This window comes from Gilliamella sp. Choc5-1 (genome assembly GCF_001690595.1).
GTDB classification, from domain to species: domain Bacteria; phylum Pseudomonadota; class Gammaproteobacteria; order Enterobacterales; family Orbaceae; genus Gilliamella; species Gilliamella apicola_M.
Map to the genome: position 1 here is coordinate 21,972 of NZ_LZHH01000116.1, position 19,262 is coordinate 41,233.

Below are 19,262 nucleotides of genomic sequence, written 5' to 3' on the forward strand. Positions count from 1 at the left end.
TTAAACTTAATCTGACAGGCACGTATTACTCATCGGCTTTCATTTTAACAAAATGCGTGTCCGATGAGCAAAATAAATTCTCCAATTGCTTTTCCTTAACCAACCCCTTTGCATCATTCCATGTTTGCCATGGTGTCTTCCCATAACAATATTTTCCTGAATGCGCTCTTTCTCGATTGTAAAATTCAAGCCATTGCTCAATATCGTTTTGTATTTCACTCAATTGCGTGTAAATCTTACGTCGAAATAAAATATCATAACATTCTGTTTTCATCGTCTTATGAAATCGCTCACAAATACCGTTTGTTTGTGGGCTGTAGGCTTTGGTCTTGGTGTGTTCAATATCTTCTAGATTAAGATAAAGTTCATAAGCATGGCTCTCCTTATGGCCATTATATTCCGTCCCTCGGTCGGTAAGAATGCGTAAAAGTGGCACTTGTTCGTTGTCAAAGAAAGGAAGCACTTTATCATTGAGCATATCGGCAGCAATCAGACTGTTTTTCTCGGTATAGACTTTAGCAAAAGCGAGTCTGGAATAGGTATCAATAAATGTTTGTTGGTATATTTTCCCTATGCCTTTAATGTGTCCTACATAATAGGTATCTTGTGCACATAAATAACCCGGATGATGTGTCTCAATTTTACCATGCGCTTCTTTTGATGCTTTGGCTTTTTCAAGGGCCTGTAATTGATTTTCCGTGAGCACACATCCTTCTTGTGCCACTTTGGTTTCTAGGGCTATTAAGCGTTTTTTAAAACTTTCTAAATCATGACGTAGCCAAATAGAGCGTACACCACTCCCTGACACCATGATGCCTTCTTGGCGGAGTTGATTGGCAACTCGATGTTGCCCATAAGCTGGATATTCATAAGCCATATTGACAACGGCTTGTTCTATATGTGGCTCTACCCGATTTTTTTCGATAGGCTTTTTACGACTGATTTCTTGAAGCGCAAGCTCACCACCTTGCCCATACAGTTTTTTAAAGTGATAATAGCTATCTCAACTGTATCCCATGACTTTGCAAGCTTGTTGAACGTTACCGAGTTGTTTAGCTAATTCTAAAAGTCCTAATTTAGGTTTAATAATTTTGGCAGTTTGATTCATTTCTGACTCTCCTTTTGTGTTATAAAATAACTTAAACGTCAGATTAAGTAAAGACTATTACAAATAAAAACAATAATCATGATTAATATTGGCACAGGAATTCCTAACACTCGACCAAATGCAACCCATTCAAATAATTCAGAATTATCATTACTACCAGTAGAAATAGGACTACCTTTAGTATAGACCTGTGTTATTCCTCGTAGGATAAGCATCATAACTAAGGTAGCAATAAAAGCTTGAAGTTTTCCTTTGGCTATAATAATCCCTGAAAAGGCGCCCAATAACCAACCTAAAGCTAGAGAAACAAAAATAGCAATAAAAGGTGAAATATCTACCCCAATTATAGAAGCAGCAATTGCACCAGTTAAAGCAAATATTGATCCCACACTTAAATCAATTCCAGAAGTTAAAATAACTAGAGTCATTCCAACAGCAATAACCGCATTAATTGAAGTTTGCTGTAATATATTGAAAAAATTATTTAACGTAAAAAAGTTATCATTTAAACAAGAAACAATAGCAATTAAAACCAGTAAAGTAATCAAGGACTTTTGTTCAATTAATATGTTCTTAAATGTTTTATTTTGCAACATCAGTGTTCTCCTGTATTTTTCCAACGGCTGCTGCCATAAGTTTTTCTTGTGTTGCCTCACAACTTAAAAAGTGCCCTGTTACTCTTCCTTCATGGATAACTAAAATACGATCACTCATACCAAGTATTTCTGGCATATCTGATGAAACTAAAATGACACTCAAACCTTGTTGTTTAAATTGATTAACGAGTTGATAAATCTCCTTTTTAGCCCCGACGTCTACCCCTCGAGTCGGTTCATCTAAAATTAATATATTTGGACGAGTCATTAAACCTTTGGCAATAGCAACTTTTTGTTGATTACCACCAGATAAGAAACCGATTGTTTGATTGATTGATGGTGTTTTAATATTAAATAATTCTATAAAGTCATTAACTACATCTTGTTCTTCAGTTAACCGCAGTTTATTAAATTTGCTAATAAAATAATTTAGGGCATTAAGTGACATATTCTCTTTCACTGACATACCTAAAATTAATCCATCTTTTTTACGATCTTCAGAAATATAAACAATACCATTTGTTAAACCTTCACGAGGTGAACCGATTTTAATTGATTTATCATTTAGAATAATTTCACCTAACTTTGCAGGGTTAGCACCATAAATCATTTTCATTAATTCAGTTCTTCCAGACCCCATTAAACCAGAAATACCAAGTATTTCGCCTTCATGAAGACTAAAACTAATATCATTTACCCCCACTCCATTTAGATTTTTAACTTCTAATGCAATGTTACCTCTCGGTACATTAATTCTTGGATATTGTTCTTGAAGCTTCCGACCAACCATCATTTCAATTAAAGTATCTTCATTTAATTGATCAATTTTTTTTCACCAACAAATTGCCCGTCACGCAACACTGTCACTTCGTCACAAATTTCAAAAATCTCTTTTAATCGATGTGATATATAAACCACACCACCCTTTTGTTTTTTAAGTTTATTTATTACTTTAAAAAGAGAAACTGTTTCAGTATCCGTAAGCGCATCGGTAGGTTCATCCATAATAATTACTTTGGAATTAAAGCTAAGAACTTTAGCTATTTCAACCATTTGCGGCTCACCAATAGATAAGTCACTAATTAAACGACGACTATCATAATCTAGGTGAAGTTCGGCGAGTAATTTATCAGCTTGTGCATACGTTTTTTTCCAATCTATACAACCAAATTTATTGGTGAATTCACGCCCTAAAAATATATTTTCGGCAATACTAAGTTGTGGAATTAAATTTAATTCTTGATGGACAATACCTATCCCTGCTTCTTGTGAAGATTTAGGTCCATAAAAGTTAACTTTATTTCCTAAATAAATAATTTCACCTTCATCTTTTTGATAAATTCCTGTTAAAACTTTCATTAAAGTTGATTTACCTGCACCATTTTCACCAATTAAAGCCATTACTTGGCCGGCACGTACAGTTAAATTAACTCCTGAAAGAGCTTTTACACCAGGAAAAGATTTGTGAATATTTATAAGCTGTAAAAGATTATCGTACATAAATCACTCATTATTTATCTTTATAACAGAGGTTTAAAAAATAACACCAGACTGTAAAATTATGTTAGAAAATGGAGAACATTCACCGGTTCGAATAACAGCTTTACAGTAATGAGTTTGAAGTTTTAATTTTTCATGACTGACATAAATAATTTCAATACTTTTATTTTGAGTTTTTTCAAGGTTCCTAATTTGTTCTAGTATTATCTTATGCATTTCACAATTTTTTTTAATAATCTCTTCAGCTAATATCACTTTTTCAATCTGCATTTCTTGCGATACTGCTTGAAAAACTTGAATAAATGATGGTATACCGTAAGTCACCGCTAAATCGATACGTTGAATATCGCTAGCAATTGGTAAACCTACATCACCTATCGCAATTTGATCTGTATGCCCCATTTTGGATAAGACTTGAATAATTTCAGAATTAAACAATTGACCTTTATACATAATATAATCCTTGGATAGTTGAATAAAAACTAACATCGAAACGTTTCGACAGTTATCTTCTACTGGATAAATCTTGGTTGCAATATATAAAAATAAAACTTGTGATCTAGATCAATATGAAATGATTCAGCTAAAAATACCGTTTTTGAAAATTTATATTATGTAGGGCAACCATGATAGCTTGTTTGATTACTATACAATTCCCATATATAAATAAAAATTAAATCATTCCTGATTGATAAAGAATAATTTTATAGAACCTAAAAAACTTATCAGTATATTGGTAATGAATTTTGAGTAAATGTTTGCTAGAATATAGTGATTTTTAAATTATTATCTGGAGAATTTTATGGCAGGTCATAGTAAATGGGCCAATACGAAACACCGCAAAGCTGCACAAGACGCTAAACGGGGTAAAATATTTACCAAAATTATTCGTGAATTAGTAACCGCAGCAAAACTAGGTGGGGGCGATCCAGCGTCAAATCCACGATTAAGAGCCGCAATGGATAAAGCATTATCGAATAATATGACTCGAGACACAATGAATCGAGCTGTTGCCCGTGGTGTTGGTGGTGAAGATGACAGCAACATGGAAACAATCATTTATGAAGGTTACGGGCCAGCTGGTACAGCTGTGATGGTAGAATGCCTAAGCGACAATCGCAATCGTACCGTATCAGAAGTGCGCCACGCGTTTACAAAAACAGGTGGTAACTTAGGTACTGATGGTTCTGTTTCATATCTATTCACCAAAAAAGGCGTTATTTCATATCCAACAGGAACTAATGAAGACCAAGTTATGGATGCAGCGCTTGAAGCAGGAGCTGACGACGTTGTGACTTATGATGATGGTGCAATTGATGTATTTACTACACCTGAATCATTTGGTGAAGTCAAAGATGCACTTGATGCTGCAGGATTAATTGCTGAATCAGCAGAAGTTTCTATGATTCCAGCAACCAAAGTTGATCTTGATATTGAATCAGCGCCAAAATTATTACGTTTAATTGATATGCTTGAAGATTGTGACGATGTTCAAGAAGTTTATCATAATGGTGAAGTCTCTGATGAGGTTGCCGCAACACTCTAATGGCCATTATTCTTGGCATTGATCCAGGCTCTCGTTTGACGGGTTATGGTGTAATCCATCAAGCGGGGCGTCAACTTACCTATCTTGGCAGTGGTTGTATTCGAACAGCTGTTGATGATTTGCCTACTCGGTTAAAGCGGGTATACGCCGGTGTCAGTGAAATTATTTTACAATTCCAACCAGATATGTTTGCCATTGAACAAGTTTTTATGGCTCGCAATGCTGACTCAGCATTAAAACTAGGCCAAGCAAGGGGAGCTGCAATTGTCGCAGCAGTAAATAGTAATTTACCTGTTTTTGAATATGCGGCACGTTTAGTAAAACAATGTGTAGTGGGAACAGGCGCTGCTGATAAAAAACAAGTGCAACATATGGTAAAGTTATTATTAAAATTACCTGCTAGTCCTCAAGCTGATGCAGCAGACGCATTAGCTATAGCAATCACTCATGCTCACAGCTGCCAACAGCGAATACACTCTCGTAAGTAAAATAACCATATCATTTTAATAATAAATATCTATAAACAAAAATGCACCACTAAGTTGGTGCATTTTTATCTATTAATATCTTAATCTTCAATGCATTAGCTATATAATCTAACTCATGCATATAAAACCAATTATTCAGACTTTATTTTGAACGGTTTGCTAGCAATACCACTTTATTTTTATGTTTAGTAAATAGTTTTGTAATAAACAAAAAGAATAGCGGCACATAAAATATGGTTAAAAACGTTGCCGTTAACATACCACCAATTACACCAGTACCTACCGCATTTTGGCTAGCAGAACCAGCACCGCTATTTAATGCTAGTGGTAATACCCCTAAAATAAAGGCAAACGAAGTCATTAAAATCGGGCGTAGGCGCAGACGACAAGCTTCAAGTGTAGCATCAATCAATGATTTACCCTCTTTTTCCAAAGCATCTTTGGCAAATTCTACAATCAATATAGCATTTTTAGCAGATAATCCCATTGTCGTTAATAGTCCTACAATAAAGTAAATATCGTTATCAAGCCCTCTAAACATAGTTGCAAATACTGTACCTAAAATCCCAAGAGGAATAACAAATAAGATCGAAATTGGCACTGTCCAACTTTCATACAATGCTGCTAATGATAAAAATACAACAATAATCGAAATAATGTAAAGAGTTGTTGTTTGTGAACCTGTTTGACGTTCTTGATAAGATATACCTGTCCAGTCAAAAGTAAATCCTTTTGGCAAATTTTGGGACAACTCTTCCATCACGGCCATTGCTTGTCCAGAGCTTAGACCTGGAGCGGCTGAACCGCTTATCTCCATTGCTGCCACACCATCATAACGAACCAGTGAAGGAGAGCCATAAGTTTTTGTCGTAGTAGCAAATGCATCATATGGAACCATCTCACCATTTTTATTTTTAACATGCCAATAGCTAAAATCATCTGGTAGCATACGATATGGTGCATCAGATTGTAAGTATACTTTTTTAACTCGGCTATTATAAACAAAATCGTCAATATAAGCAGAACCTAAAGCTGTGGACAATACAGTATTTACTGAATTTACCGAAACGCCAAGTGCTTGTGCTGCTTCAAAATCAACATTAATTTTGTACTGTGGAACATCTAGCATACTTCCTGGTCTAACTTGTTGCAGTTTTGGGTGATGAGAAGCTTGCCCCAACATTTGGAAAAATGCACCTACCAAAGCATCATGACCATAACTAGCCGTATCTTTCAGCACATAAGAAAAACCATCGGTCATACCTAATGCAGGTACTGCAGGCAAATTGGCAATAATGACTCGTCCTTCAGTTATAGTAGAAGCAAATTCCTTACCACTTTTAACTAACGAATTAATTTTTTGATCAGCTCGTTTACGCTTATCCCAATCGTTTAATCGAATAAAACCCATCCCCATATTTTGCCCACGACCAATAGGGCTAAAGCCGGAAACGGTAAAAATTTCTTTAACAGAATCAGCTTTTTCCTTTGTATAATAATCAGCTGTTTTATTTAATACTGACTTTGTTTGTTCTAATGTCGAACCTGATGGCAATTCAACAATAACAAAAAGAACCCCCTGATCTTCATTTGGTAAAAAGCCTGTAGGTAAACGATTAAATCCGAATAATACTGCAACCAATATTAAAGCATAACAAACAAAAGCAATGATTGGGTTACGAATAACTTTAATAACACCCTTTTCATAAGAACGTAAACTTTTATCATAAAAACTATTAAACCATTTAAAGAAAGCTTTAGTTCCTTTTGAACTCCAACTAAATGGCGGTACTGATTCTAATTTTTCGCCCAATGAAATTTTTCTAATTTTACTTTTAGATGGAGCTTTCAAAATCTGCACACAAAGAGCAGGTGTTAATACAATAGCCATCAATACTGATAACCCCATTGCTGTTACAATGGTAATTGAAAACTGGCGGTAAATTCCACCTGCAGCACCACCATAAAATGCCATCGGCACAAATACAGCAGATAATACAACCGCAATACCTATTAATGCCGAAGTAATTTGCTCCATCGACTTAACGGTTGCATCATAAGGTGATAAACCTTCATCATGCATAATACGTTCAACGTTCTCTATAACAACTATTGCATCATCCACCAACAAGCCAATGGCAAGTACCATTGCAAACATAGATAAGGTATTAATGGTGAATCCACAAATATAAAGAATTGCAAATGTCCCTAATAGTACGACAGGTACAGTAATAGTCGGTATAAGTGTAGAACGAAGATTTTGTAAAAACACATACATTACAATAACAACCAAAATAATTGCTTCAATTAACGTATGAATTACATTACTAATCGACAATTTAACAAATGGAGTTGTATCGTATGGAAAATCATATTTAATATCTTCTGGGAAGATTTTAGATAATTCTTCTAGTTTTTTATCTACCTTATCTGACGTATCTAATTGGTTAGCTCCTGTAGCTAAATATATTCCAAGACCAGCTGACGCTTTACCATCATAATAAGAAATAAAGTTATAATCAGACGCACCAATTTCAACCGTTGCTATATCTTTTAATAAAAGATTAGAACCATCGGTATTTACACGCACTAAAATATTTTGGAATTGCTCGGGTGTTTTTAAACGTGATTGAGCAGTAATTGTCGCATTGAGTTCTTGTCCATCAGTTGTTGGTAAGGCACCTAATTGCCCTGCTGTTACTTGCGCATTTTGCGCTTGAATAGCTGCAATGATTTCTTCAATTGATAAATTAAAATAGGTCAATTTATTTGGATCAAGCCAAATACGCATTGCATACTCAGAACCAAATAATTGAGTATCGCCAACACCTTGTACACGTCGAATCTGATCTTGCACAGTTGAATAAACAAAGTCAGCAATATCTGCTTGTGTTTTTTGAGGATTTGTTGAATAAAAGCCTACAACCTTTAAAAAGTTAGTATTATTTTTAGCTACTGAAACACCATTTTTTTGTACACTTTCAGGTAAACGAGATTTTATACTCTCTACTTTATTTAATACTTGTACTTGCGCAAAATCTGGACTCGTACCTGGTGAGAAGGTTAACGTTGTTTGAACCACACCTTGTGCACTACTGGTTGATTTCATGTATATTAAATTATCAAGTCCAGTTAAATTCTGTTCAATCAATTGAGTAACAGTATTTTCAATAGTTTGCGCATCGGCTCCTGGGTAAGCAGCACTAACAGTTACAGCAGGCGGGGCTATATCAGGATACTGCTCAACAGCCAGTAGCTTTATACATAAAGCCCCCCCCAGCATCATCATGATAGCAATTACCCAAGCGAAAACAGGTCTATCAATAAAAAACTTAGCCATAATTCAATCTACCCCTGTTTTATTTCATGCTTTTTTGGATGATACTATCTAACTGCCCTTGAGTAAGCATTGTTGGATCGCCAACTTTTTGACCCTTCATAGGTTTTCCCGTTTCAACAGCCGTCAAATTAAGTAAGCCAGTGACGATGACTTGTTCACCAACATCAATACCTTTTGTCACAACCCAATAACCACCTATGCCCGTGTAAACCTCAATATTTTGCCGATACTCGATAGTATTATCAGGTTTCAAAATTTTTGCTGTGTACTGGCCTTGTCTATTACTGGTAATACCTTGCTGTGGCACAAGTATGGCATTTTTAATATAACCTAATGTCACTTGAGGTTTAACAAACATACCTGGTAAAATTTTGCCTTCATTGTTAGCGAATTGAGAACGTAATGTCACTGTACCTGTCGTTTCATTTACAGTCATATCTGAAAATTTAATATTCCCAGGTAGCGCATATTTTGAACCATCGTTAAAAAATAATTCTACATTATTTCCTTTTGCTGGTTCATAAATAACATTTTCATCTTGAAGATATTTATTATAACGAGTAGCCGCTTCGGTCATATCAACATAAATAGGGTCTAATTGTTGGACTAGCGCAAGCGGTGTTGGCTGACCTGCAGAGACTAATGCACCTTCAGTCACACTTGATTTACCAATATATCCATCAATTGGTGAATACACTTTCGTATAGTCTAAATTAACTTTAGCTGTATGCTCAGCGGCTTGTGCAACTAATACAGCAGCTTCTGCCTGTTTAACATCGGCAGCTGCTTTATCATAATCTTGTTGGCTAATTGATTTGGTATTTAATAATCCAGCGTAACGTTTTAAGGTAAGCTGTGCAATATTTGCATTTGCTTTGGCACTAGCAACACTAGCAACAGCACTATCATAATTAGCTTGATAAATAGCAGGATCTATTTGGTATAGCGATTGCCCTGCTTTAACATTAGAACTTTCATCAAACTCACGTTTTAAAACAATACCACTAACCTGAGGTCTAATTTCAGCAATTTGAGATGCAACAACTCTGCCTGGCAAACTAATTTTTAATGTATAGTTTAATGGTTGAACTTCAAATACAGTTACTTTTGGTAATTGATTACCATCTTGTGATTTACCATTATCGCAACTTGTTAATAAAAGCAGACCGGCACATGCTACAGGCAAGGCTAATAATAGCTTGTTAAATCTCATATAAAAATGACCTCAATAAACTTAATAATTATTTATTTTTAATAATAGTTTTTATTTAAAAGTAATCGGCGATTTTACAAAAAATATGCATAGATTGTAAGTATCTTTACAAGTCAATAGCACAGAGTTCTAAAAAATGGCTAGTTAAAATATAATGTTAAAAAATAATGTTGTTAATTATGATTATTACTAGAAATAAAGTAATATAGACTAATTGATTTTTTGTGCTATAAAGTATCATAAATAAAATGCTATACTATAAACATTAAGTATGGTTGCTTTAAATAAAGATTAATTCATATTGTTAAAATAAAGAGTAAAAATTTACATTGCACTACTCCGTAATCGTTTTTTAAAATATGATTGGATAATTTGAGTGTATATTTAATTTAATACAGAGATGGTTATTATGGATAATTTACGTATTGTTCTAATTGTTGTTGCATCCTTAGTCATTGTTGCATTGCTTATCCATGGATTTTGGATCAATAAAAAAGAACGTTCTTCGCTTTTTAGTTCGAATAAAAAAGAGAAATTTGGGCAAAATACTCAACAACACCAAAATTTTTCTATGAATGATATAGAAGAAGACGATGTAATTTTACTTAAACCTAAAACTTCAAAAAATAATGAACAAATTGAAAATAGCATAATTATTAATGAGGCTCAAAAAGAGCAAGAAAAAACACCTCAACAAGATGATTTATTTATTAATAACGATAGCCAACAAGATATTAATACTGAAACGACAAAAGAACCTGTTATTGACATTAACCGTGATCTTTTCGATGATGAAAAAACAGACAAAAAACAACTTGATTTACCCCAACCCATAACAGATAAACAAGTTAATAGTAATAGTGAAACCCTCCCTAACGACAAACCTAAAGAACTAAATATTGATGACAAACAAAATACAACTGAAATTATTGTTTTAAATGTCACTGGCCTCAATGGAAAATTATTACAAGGTGATGTGCTACTTGCAAGCATTATGCAATCAGGTTTTCAGTTTGGTGATATGCAAATTTTTCACCGGCATGAGGATCCCGCTGGTAATGGCCCAACATTATTTAGTTTAGCTAATATGGTTACACCGGGATATTTAGATCCTGAAACTATGCATGAGTTTACAACACCTGGCGTATCTATTTTTATGGTTGCACCAACACAAGGCAATAATCAACAAAACTTCAAATTAATGTTACAAACGGCACAACGCATTGCTGATGATGTTAATGGTGTGGTATTAGACGATGAACATCATATGCTAACACCACAAAAAATAGACAGTTATAAAAACCGCATAAAAAAAGCCTGTAACGAAATTTAATTACCATATTTTCAGCGATTCTTTCACAACACCACCAACTAAGTTGGTGGTTATAACTGCATATTATTATAACCTATTTATTTAAATAATTTTATTTAGTTATGCATTAACTAGTATTAGAATGAATGCAATTTTAATCATATTCCCAAACCGACGTTTTAGTTTAAGAGCCTATTATCATGTCACTATCGAATAAAACCGAAAATTCAACAGATTTACCTGAATCAATTGAAGATGTAACAGAACAATTGACTTCATTACAGAACAAAATTAGGCATCATGAGTACTGTTATTATGTACTTGATACGCCAGAAATTCCCGATGCTGAATATGACAAATTAATAAAACAACTGCAAACATTAGAGCAACAATATCCTGCTCTTATTACACCCGACTCACCAACTCAGCGTGTTGGCGGTTTTCCATTAGCACAATTTGCATCAATCAAGCATGAAATACCTATGTTATCACTTGATAATGTTTTTGATAATGCAAGCTTTATTGCATTTAATAAACGCGTAAAAGATCGTCTTCACCTAAATGACACTGAGCAGGTGGAATATTGCTGTGAGCTAAAACTTGATGGCCTTGCCGTCAGTTTACTTTACGAAAATGGTCGCTTTGTACAAGCAGCAACTCGAGGTGATGGCACAACAGGGGAAGATATAACAGCCAATGTAAAAACCATCAAAACAATTCCACTAGTTCTAAGAGGCGATAACATCCCTTCTAGATTAGAAGTTCGAGGGGAAGTATTTATGACACATAAAGGCTTCGAAAAACTAAACGCTGATGCCCAAAAGCATAACGAAAAGATCTTTGCCAACCCTCGTAATGCAGCAGCTGGTTCATTAAGACAATTAGATCCTAAAATTACAGCAAAACGACCATTAACATTCTTTTGTTACGGTGTGGGTATAGTTGAAGGTGCTACATTACCTAATACTCATTACGATCGTTTAATGCAATTCAAAACTTGGGGATTACCTGTTAGCGATAAGGTGGAAAAACATCAAGGTGCACAGGCTGCTTTAGACTACTTTAAAAAAATTGGCGAACAACGCATGTCGTTAGGCTTTGATATCGATGGAGTAGTTATAAAAGTTAATAGCATTGAACAACAAAACAAACTTGGCTTTGTAGCTAGAGCACCAAGATGGGCTACCGCATTTAAGTTTCCTGCTCAAGAGCAAATTACACAATTAAACAAAGTAGACTTTCAAGTTGGGCGAACAGGTGCTATTACACCAGTTGCAAGATTAGAACCTGTTTCAGTTGCGGGGGTTATTGTTAGCAATGCCACATTACATAACAGTGATGAAATAGCCCGACTAGGCGTGCGTGAAGGCGATTACGTTACAATACGTCGAGCTGGTGATGTTATTCCCAAAATTGTAGCCGTAATATTGGATAAAAGACCTAAAGATACAAAAGAGATCGTATTTCCAACACACTGCCCTATTTGTGGATCGCTAATCGTTCGAGATGAAGGTCAAGCTATATCACGCTGTGCAGGTGGACTAATTTGCCCTGCACAACGAAAAGAAGCTTTAAAACATTTTGTTTCACGCAAAGCAATGAATGTAGAAGGTATGGGTGATAAAATCATTGAACAACTGGTTGATAAAGACTATGTCAAAACACCAGTAGATTTATATAAACTAAATCTACCAATGCTATGTAGCTTAGATAAAATTGGGGAAAAATCTGCCAATAATTTATTAAATGCACTAGAGACATCTAAAAATACAACATTAAGCCGATTTATATTTGCTCTTGGCATTCCAAATGTCGGCGAAGTTACTGCCGAAAATCTAGTTAACCAATTAGGCAACTTATCAGCAATTGAAAACACCTCACTTGAGCAATTACAAACAGTAAAAGATATCGGTGCTGTCATTGCAGAAAGTATTATCGATTTTTTTCAAGAGCCTCATAATCGCCATATCATTGAACAACTAACCAGCAATGAAATTGGTATTCACTGGCAAGATGTTAATCCGCAAATACAATCAGTTGATACTAACTCACCTTTTTTTGGTAAAAAAGTAGTATTAACTGGCACTCTATCAGTTTTAACACGAGATGAAGCCAAAAATAAATTAAAACAATTAGGTGCTAAAGTAACAGGAAGTGTATCAAAAAATACCGACCTAGTCATTGCAGGTGAAGCCGCCGGCTCTAAACTTGATAAAGCCCAAGAATTGGGGATTAAAGTTATTGACGAACAAGAAATGCTAAATTTACTTGCTCAATAAAAAGATAAAATCTATTGGTACTTGTTAGTTGATTGATTACAATAACAAGTATCAAAAAAATAAGGAGGACATTATGCCTTTACTCGATAGTTTTAAAGTTGATCATACTAAAATGAAAGCACCCTTTGTGCGAATTGCAAAAACTATGGCAACACCAAAAGGAGACGACATTACTGTGTTTGATCTACGCTTTACTATTCCAAACAAAGCTAATCTACCCGAAAAAGGAATTCATACATTAGAGCATTTATTTGCTGGCTTTATGCGCGATCATCTAAACAGCGACAAAGTTGAAATAATTGATATTTCACCTATGGGATGCCGTACAGGTTTTTATATGAGCTTAATTGGTAAACCAAACGAAACATTAATAGTGGATGCATGGTTAAAATCAATGCATGATGTATTAAATGTCAAATCACAAAATCAAATTCCAGAATTAAACGAATATCAATGTGGCACCTACAAAATGCATTCATTAGAAGAAGCCAAAGCCATTGCTGAGCAGATTATAAAATCAGGTATTAGCGTATGCTATAACAATGAAATCGCATTGACTGATGAACAACTAGCCCAAATTAATCACTAGGAGGTATCTATGCCAAACGTCACCATAGACTTTTTAGAAGGTCGCACTGTAGAGCAAAAAAGAGAAATGGCAAAACGTGTAACAGATGCAATTGTCGAAACGCTTAACTGCAAAGCCGAAGCGGTACAAATCATCATGCACGAAATATCAAAAGATCAGATAGCCAATGGTGGCGTGCTACGTAGTGATAAACAATAGTGATAAAGATTGATTTTTACATAAAAATAATTACTTAAACAAGTTAAAATCTTTTTCACTATATATCAAGCCTGATAAAAAATCTCAAAATAGATTTATTTTGAGATTTTCCAACATGGGTCACTATTTTTGATAACTTAAATCATAAATCAATTGCTCATAATTTAGCTAAATCACTTAATGCTTACAATTGCAGTGATGTAAATGAAGCAAATGACCCATTTTATTCGCTTTTGTTTCTAAATAATGTTCATTATTTGGATTTTCACCCACTTCCAGTGGCTCTCGTTGCGTAATTTTGATACCTGAGTTTTCAAGTACTCTTATTTTTTCTGGATTATTGGTTAATAAACGGATTTGAGACACCCCTAATAAATTAAGCATATCAGCACATAAAGTAAAATCGCGTTCATCGGCTGAAAAACCTAATTGTTCATTAGCTTCAACTGTATCTAATCCTTGATCTTGTAATGCATAAGCTTTAATTTTATTCAATAAACCAATATTACGACCTTCTTGACGATGATAGATTAAAATCCCTCTACCTTCTTTTGCAATTTGTTTTAAAGCAGCTTCTAACTGAAAGCCACAATCACAGCGTAAACTAAAAAGCGCATCACCAGTTAAACATTCCGAATGAATTCTTGTCAGCACTGGTGTATCACTAGGTATATCACCAAATACTAATGCGACATGATCTTTTTTTGTTGCAATTTCTTCAAATCCAACAATAGTAAAACATCCCCATGGCGTTGGCAGTTTTGCTTGTGCAACACGTTTTAATTGCATTATTTTCTCCGTTTTAAATAAAACATAGATAATATTTTATAAAAATAAAATTATATTCTATGTTAAAATATTAAGTAATATGTACTTAATTGAGCTTATAAATGGGGTTAGTAATAAAAAAAACAATAGCTATACTAGCTATTTTCTTAGTTGTGCCTTTAGTTATTATAGCCATAAATTGGCATTGGCAGCCAACATCATTAAATAATACATCTAAATATTTATTCTTAGTAACCGAAACGGCAAGTTTTCCTTGTGCAATAATAACATCGGCAATTTTATTTTTACTGTTTTATTTGTTATTACCCAACAAAACAAAAATTATCTTATTATGGCTGCTACTTGTTAGTGCAATATTAAGTGGGCAAATAATTAAAAGCCTTTTAAAATCACAAACAACAGAATCAAGACCTTATGTACTTTGGATGGCAGACGAATTTAATATTACTGACCAACAGTTTTATTCTCTAACAGATTCAGAAAAAAAAGAACTTATCTATCAATTATTAAATAATTCAACAACTATTCCAAGTTGGTTATCTAAACATTGGCAACATGAAACTGGATATTCCTTTCCTTCTGGTCATACTTTATTTGCCGTAACTTGGGCATTTTTAGCTTTAATGTTACTAAAATTCAAACAACATTATATAATAATAACAAGCACCATTATTTGGTCAATATTAATTGAAATTAGTCGATTATTGCTAGGAATGCATCGACCTATTGATCTAATAACAAGCATATTAATTGCTTGGGTAATTTCATTAATATGCTATTTTTATGCTAAAAAATGGCATATAGTAGACAAATAGCTATTAAATGAAAATGAAAGAAGTTTCATTTATAACAGATGGATATAATAAAAATATTTAACTAAAACAAAAAGGTCAACATTATGAAATTTGTTATATCAATTTTATTGATAATTATCGTTTTTGCTATCTCAATAGCGATAGGTTCAGCAAATGATCAACTTGTAATATTTAATTATTTAGTTGCAAAAACTGAAATCCGCCTATCGGTATTATTAGCCATTTTATTTGGTTCAGGCTTTATTATTGGTTGGGTATTAACGGGCATTTTCTTTTTAAAAGCTAAATTCCAACACTCATCAACAAAACGTAAATTGAACAAATTACAAAAAAAATACGATGAAGGTGTAGCAAATCATCAACAAACAACCTTAACTAAAACCAATTAAGATAAGTTATTATGTTTGAGCTGTTATTTCTGTTACTTCCTATTGCCGCAGGATATGGTTGGTATATGGGTAACAGAAATGCAAAACAAAAATATTTAAATGAATCTAATCGGCTATCTCGTGAATATGTAGATGGTTTAAACTTTCTTTTATCTAACCAAAAAGATAAAGCCGTTGATCTTTTTTTAGACTTATTAAAAGAAGATGATGGCACACTTGAAGCTCACTTGACATTAGGTAACTTATTTCGCTCTCGAGGCGAAGTTGACAGAGCAATACGTATTCACCAAGCATTGTTAGAAAGCGCATCATTGACCTTTGAACAACAACTATTAGCCATTCAGCAGTTAGGCCGAGACTATATGGTTGCAGGTCTTTATGACCGTGCCGAAGAGATGTTTTTACAATTAATCGATGAAGAAGACTTTCAACAGCATGCTTTGCAACAACTTATCATTATATATCAATCAACCAGTGAATGGACAAATGCTATTAACGCAGCAACAAAACTAGTCAAACTTGGTAATGAAAAATACAAAATCGATATTGCACAATTTTATTGTGAATTAGCCTCACAAGCTATTACTAATAATGAACTGGATAAAGCAAATAATTTATTACAAAAATCAGCAACAGCAGATTCAACGTGTGCTCGCACTTCACTCATGTTGGGTCGAGTTCTTATGGCTCAAAACAAAATAGAGCAAGCAATCGAATCATTTCAACAAATATTACAACAAGATAAAGCTTTTATTGGCGAAGCACTGCCTTTATTAAAAGAGTGCTATTTAAAACTAAATAATCAACAACAATTCCAACAATTTTTACAATTATGTGTCGAACAAGATAGCGGTAGCGTAGCTGAATTAATGCTTGCCGATCTTATTGAAAAACAGAAAGGTTTAGACGCAGCACAACATTACATGTACCGTGAGTTACTGAAACATCCTAACTTAAAAGGATTTTATCGATTAATGAACTATCATGTTGCTGATGCAGAACAAGGCAAAGCCAAAGAAAGCCTTTTACTTTTAAGAAACATGGTGGGTGAGCAAATAAAAACCGTACCCAATTATCGATGCCAAAAATGTGGATTTACGGTCAACTCAATCTACTGGCTATGCCCTGCTTGCCGTTCATGGTCAACCATAAAACCTGTTCGTGATTTTGAACAACACTCAAATAAATAAATAGAGATTTCTATGTTTTTAATTGACTCTCACTGTCATTTAGATAGTTTAGACTTTAGCACTAAATCCATTAAAGATGTTTTACAAGAAGCAACAAACAACGATGTTAAACATTGCTTAAGTGTAGCAACAACATTATCGGGCTATGAATCGATGAAACATCAACTTACCCCTTATACAGATCAATGCTCTTTTTCGTGTGGGATTCATCCTCTTAATTTAGACGAGGAAAAATACGATGCCGATCGTTTTCAAAATTTAGCGCAAGAAGATAACGTTATAGCACTAGGTGAAACAGGTCTTGATTACTACTATCAACAAGATAATTTAGAACAGCAACAAGAAAATTTTAAAGAGCATATTCGATTAGGTCGCAAATTAAATAAACCAATTATTGTCCATACCCGTAATGCCAAACAAGACACTTTAACAATTTTAAAAGATGAACATGTTCATTCAGGCGTTTTGCACTGCTTTACTGAAGATATCGAAACAGCCAAACAACTCTTAGACATCGGCTTTTATATCTCATTTTCAGGAATCATTACCTTTAAAAATGCTGAGACCCTGCGCGATGTTGCCAAATATGTACCGCTTGATCGTATCTTGGTCGAAACTGATTCGCCTTATCTTGCTCCCGTACCATATCGAGGGAAAGAAAATCAACCTGCGTATGTTCGTGAAGTGGCACAATATTTATCAGCTTTAAAAGGCATCTCATTAGAAGAAATAGCCCAAAAAACCACATCTAACTTTTGTCAATTATTCAATCTGCAAGGAAAATTAAATGAATTATAAATTAACCATTGATTGGAATGATTTTTTAACAAATTATTGGCAAAAAAAACCAGTGATCTTACGCAAAGCATTTACTAACTTTATTGATCCCATTACACCAGATGAACTGGCAGGGCTAGCAATGGAAGAAGAAATTGATAGCCGAATTGTCTCCAATAAAAATGGCGTTTGGGATGCAAAATATGGGCCATTTGCTGAATATGATAACTTAGGTGAAGATCATTGGAGTTTACTTGTTCAAGCAGTTGATCACTGGCACGAACAAGTAGCCACATTAGTTGAACCATTCAAATGCATACCACAATGGCAATTTGATGATTTAATGATTTCTTATGCAACGCACGGGGCTGGAGTTGGACCTCATATTGATAATTATGATGTATTTATTATTCAAGGCATGGGGAGCAGGCGTTGGCAAGTAGGTGATCGCAACCCAAATTATAAACAATTTAATGCACACAAAGCATTATTACATGTTGAAGAATATCAACCTATCATTGATGAAGAGCTAACAGCAGGCGACATTTTATACATTCCAATAGGTTGCCCTCATAATGGCATATCTATAGGCGAATCACTCAGCTATTCTGTTGGTTTTATGACACAAACATCGCAAGAACTACTTAGCAGCTTTGCCGATTATGTTATCGATAACTTACCTAACGGTATTTATTATCAAGACCCGAATTTAAAACTACCTAACGATCCACACCGTGTTCAACCTTATGAACTAACAAAACTACAGGATCAAATTATCGAATTAATCAAAACACCGCAATTATTTAACGATTGGTTTGGCAAACACATTACACAACCAATGCACGAATTAGATATTGTGCCTGTTGAACCGCCATACGAATATAATGAATTTGAATCACTACTAAAAAATGGTTCAAAGCTACGCCGAGTACTTAGCATTCGCATTCTTAAAATAGGTGATTTTGGCTACATTCATGGCGAAAAAATTAACTTACCAATGCAGGTCATAGATCTACTTTGTGAAACTGAAACATTGTATTACAAGCAGTTACAAGATAAAAACACGCTTCAAATAATGCTTGAGCTTGTCAACAAAGGCTACTGGTATTTCGCAGAAGAATGACATGACATCT

15 protein-coding genes and 3 pseudogenes are annotated in these 19,262 nt (G+C 34.2%); 11 read left to right on the top strand and 7 right to left on the bottom strand.

The window, feature by feature from the left end; all coding sequences use genetic code 11:
• Positions 1 to 25 precede the first annotated feature (25 nt).
• From A9G35_RS10500 to rbsD, 4 genes and pseudogenes are all read right to left on the bottom strand, one after another.
• Positions 26 to 1,108: pseudogene (locus tag A9G35_RS10500) on the bottom strand (IS481 family transposase).
• Positions 1,109 to 1,170: 62 nt separating this feature from the next.
• Positions 1,171 to 1,704: pseudogene (locus tag A9G35_RS10505) on the bottom strand (ABC transporter permease subunit); the annotation flags it as partial.
• Positions 1,691 to 3,204: pseudogene (gene rbsA, locus A9G35_RS14205) on the bottom strand (ribose ABC transporter ATP-binding protein RbsA). The pseudogenes rbsA and A9G35_RS10505, both read right to left, overlap by 14 nt.
• A 33-nt stretch (positions 3,205 to 3,237) precedes the next feature.
• Complete coding sequence (gene rbsD / locus A9G35_RS10515) at positions 3,238 to 3,657, bottom strand: D-ribose pyranase (protein ID WP_065560315.1); 420 nt, start codon at positions 3,655 to 3,657, stop codon at positions 3,238 to 3,240.
• Positions 3,658 to 4,006: 349 nt separating this feature from the next.
• Between rbsD and A9G35_RS10520 the strand changes: the two genes are divergently transcribed.
• Positions 4,007 to 4,750: a YebC/PmpR family DNA-binding transcriptional regulator gene (locus A9G35_RS10520; RefSeq protein ID WP_065636818.1), complete on the top strand. Its 744-nt coding sequence runs from the start codon at positions 4,007 to 4,009 to the stop codon at positions 4,748 to 4,750.
• Positions 4,750 to 5,238 (top strand): crossover junction endodeoxyribonuclease RuvC, encoded by a 489-nt coding sequence (gene ruvC, locus A9G35_RS10525; RefSeq protein WP_065636819.1) that lies wholly within the window; start codon positions 4,750 to 4,752, stop codon positions 5,236 to 5,238. Before A9G35_RS10520 ends, ruvC begins: the two co-directional genes overlap by 1 nt.
• A 142-nt stretch (positions 5,239 to 5,380) precedes the next feature.
• Here ruvC and A9G35_RS10530 read toward each other — a convergent pair whose 3' ends face one another.
• Together A9G35_RS10530 and A9G35_RS10535 are read right to left on the bottom strand one after the other, a co-directional pair.
• A complete protein-coding gene (locus A9G35_RS10530) occupies positions 5,381 to 8,578 on the bottom strand; it encodes an efflux RND transporter permease subunit (RefSeq protein WP_065636820.1) in 3,198 nt (1,065 codons plus the stop codon).
• 19 nt (positions 8,579 to 8,597) lie between these two features.
• On the bottom strand, positions 8,598 to 9,791 hold the full coding sequence (locus tag A9G35_RS10535; RefSeq protein ID WP_065636821.1) for an efflux RND transporter periplasmic adaptor subunit: 1,194 nt from the start codon (positions 9,789 to 9,791) through the stop codon (positions 8,598 to 8,600).
• Between the two features lie 409 nt (positions 9,792 to 10,200).
• Between A9G35_RS10535 and zipA the strand changes: the two genes are divergently transcribed.
• The 4 genes from zipA to A9G35_RS10555 all read left to right on the top strand — a co-directional run bounded on the left by zipA (position 10,201) and on the right by A9G35_RS10555 (position 14,169).
• A complete protein-coding gene (zipA, locus tag A9G35_RS10540) occupies positions 10,201 to 11,124 on the top strand; it encodes a cell division protein ZipA (protein WP_176701421.1) in 924 nt (307 codons plus the stop codon).
• Between the two features lie 227 nt (positions 11,125 to 11,351).
• Positions 11,352 to 13,382, top strand: coding sequence for an NAD-dependent DNA ligase LigA (ligA, locus tag A9G35_RS10545; RefSeq protein WP_065636865.1), 2,031 nt, complete (start codon positions 11,352 to 11,354; stop codon positions 13,380 to 13,382).
• Positions 13,383 to 13,455: 73 nt separating this feature from the next.
• Positions 13,456 to 13,971 carry an S-ribosylhomocysteine lyase gene (gene luxS, locus A9G35_RS10550; RefSeq protein ID WP_065636822.1) on the top strand — a complete coding sequence of 172 codons (516 nt, stop codon included), beginning with the start codon at positions 13,456 to 13,458 and terminating at the stop codon, positions 13,969 to 13,971.
• Positions 13,972 to 13,980: 9 nt separating this feature from the next.
• Positions 13,981 to 14,169 (top strand): 2-hydroxymuconate tautomerase, encoded by a 189-nt coding sequence (locus tag A9G35_RS10555; RefSeq protein ID WP_065636823.1) that lies wholly within the window; start codon positions 13,981 to 13,983, stop codon positions 14,167 to 14,169.
• 177 nt (positions 14,170 to 14,346) lie between these two features.
• On the opposite strand, the gene ribA is transcribed toward A9G35_RS10555, so the two are convergent.
• Positions 14,347 to 14,958 (bottom strand): GTP cyclohydrolase II, encoded by a 612-nt coding sequence (gene ribA / locus A9G35_RS10560; protein WP_065636824.1) that lies wholly within the window; start codon positions 14,956 to 14,958, stop codon positions 14,347 to 14,349.
• 101 nt (positions 14,959 to 15,059) lie between these two features.
• On the opposite strand from ribA, the gene A9G35_RS10565 reads away from it, so the two are divergent.
• The 5 genes from A9G35_RS10565 to A9G35_RS10585 all read left to right on the top strand — a co-directional run bounded on the left by A9G35_RS10565 (position 15,060) and on the right by A9G35_RS10585 (position 19,252).
• Positions 15,060 to 15,773: a phosphatase PAP2 family protein gene (locus tag A9G35_RS10565; RefSeq protein WP_081300203.1), complete on the top strand. Its 714-nt coding sequence runs from the start codon at positions 15,060 to 15,062 to the stop codon at positions 15,771 to 15,773.
• Positions 15,774 to 15,856: 83 nt separating this feature from the next.
• On the top strand, positions 15,857 to 16,162 hold the full coding sequence (locus tag A9G35_RS10570; RefSeq protein WP_065636825.1) for a LapA family protein: 306 nt from the start codon (positions 15,857 to 15,859) through the stop codon (positions 16,160 to 16,162).
• 11 nt (positions 16,163 to 16,173) lie between these two features.
• Positions 16,174 to 17,352, top strand: a complete 1,179-nt coding sequence (gene lapB, locus A9G35_RS10575; protein WP_065636826.1) for a lipopolysaccharide assembly protein LapB — start codon at positions 16,174 to 16,176, stop codon at positions 17,350 to 17,352.
• A gap of 12 nt (positions 17,353 to 17,364) precedes the next feature.
• The gene (locus A9G35_RS10580) at positions 17,365 to 18,150 is read left to right on the top strand and encodes a YchF/TatD family DNA exonuclease (RefSeq protein WP_065636827.1); all 786 of its coding nucleotides are present in this window, start codon (positions 17,365 to 17,367) and stop codon (positions 18,148 to 18,150) included.
• Complete coding sequence (locus tag A9G35_RS10585) at positions 18,140 to 19,252, top strand: ribosomal protein uL16 3-hydroxylase (RefSeq protein ID WP_065636828.1); 1,113 nt, start codon at positions 18,140 to 18,142, stop codon at positions 19,250 to 19,252. Before A9G35_RS10580 ends, A9G35_RS10585 begins: the two co-directional genes overlap by 11 nt.
• The last annotated feature ends 10 nt before the right edge of the window (positions 19,253 to 19,262 follow it).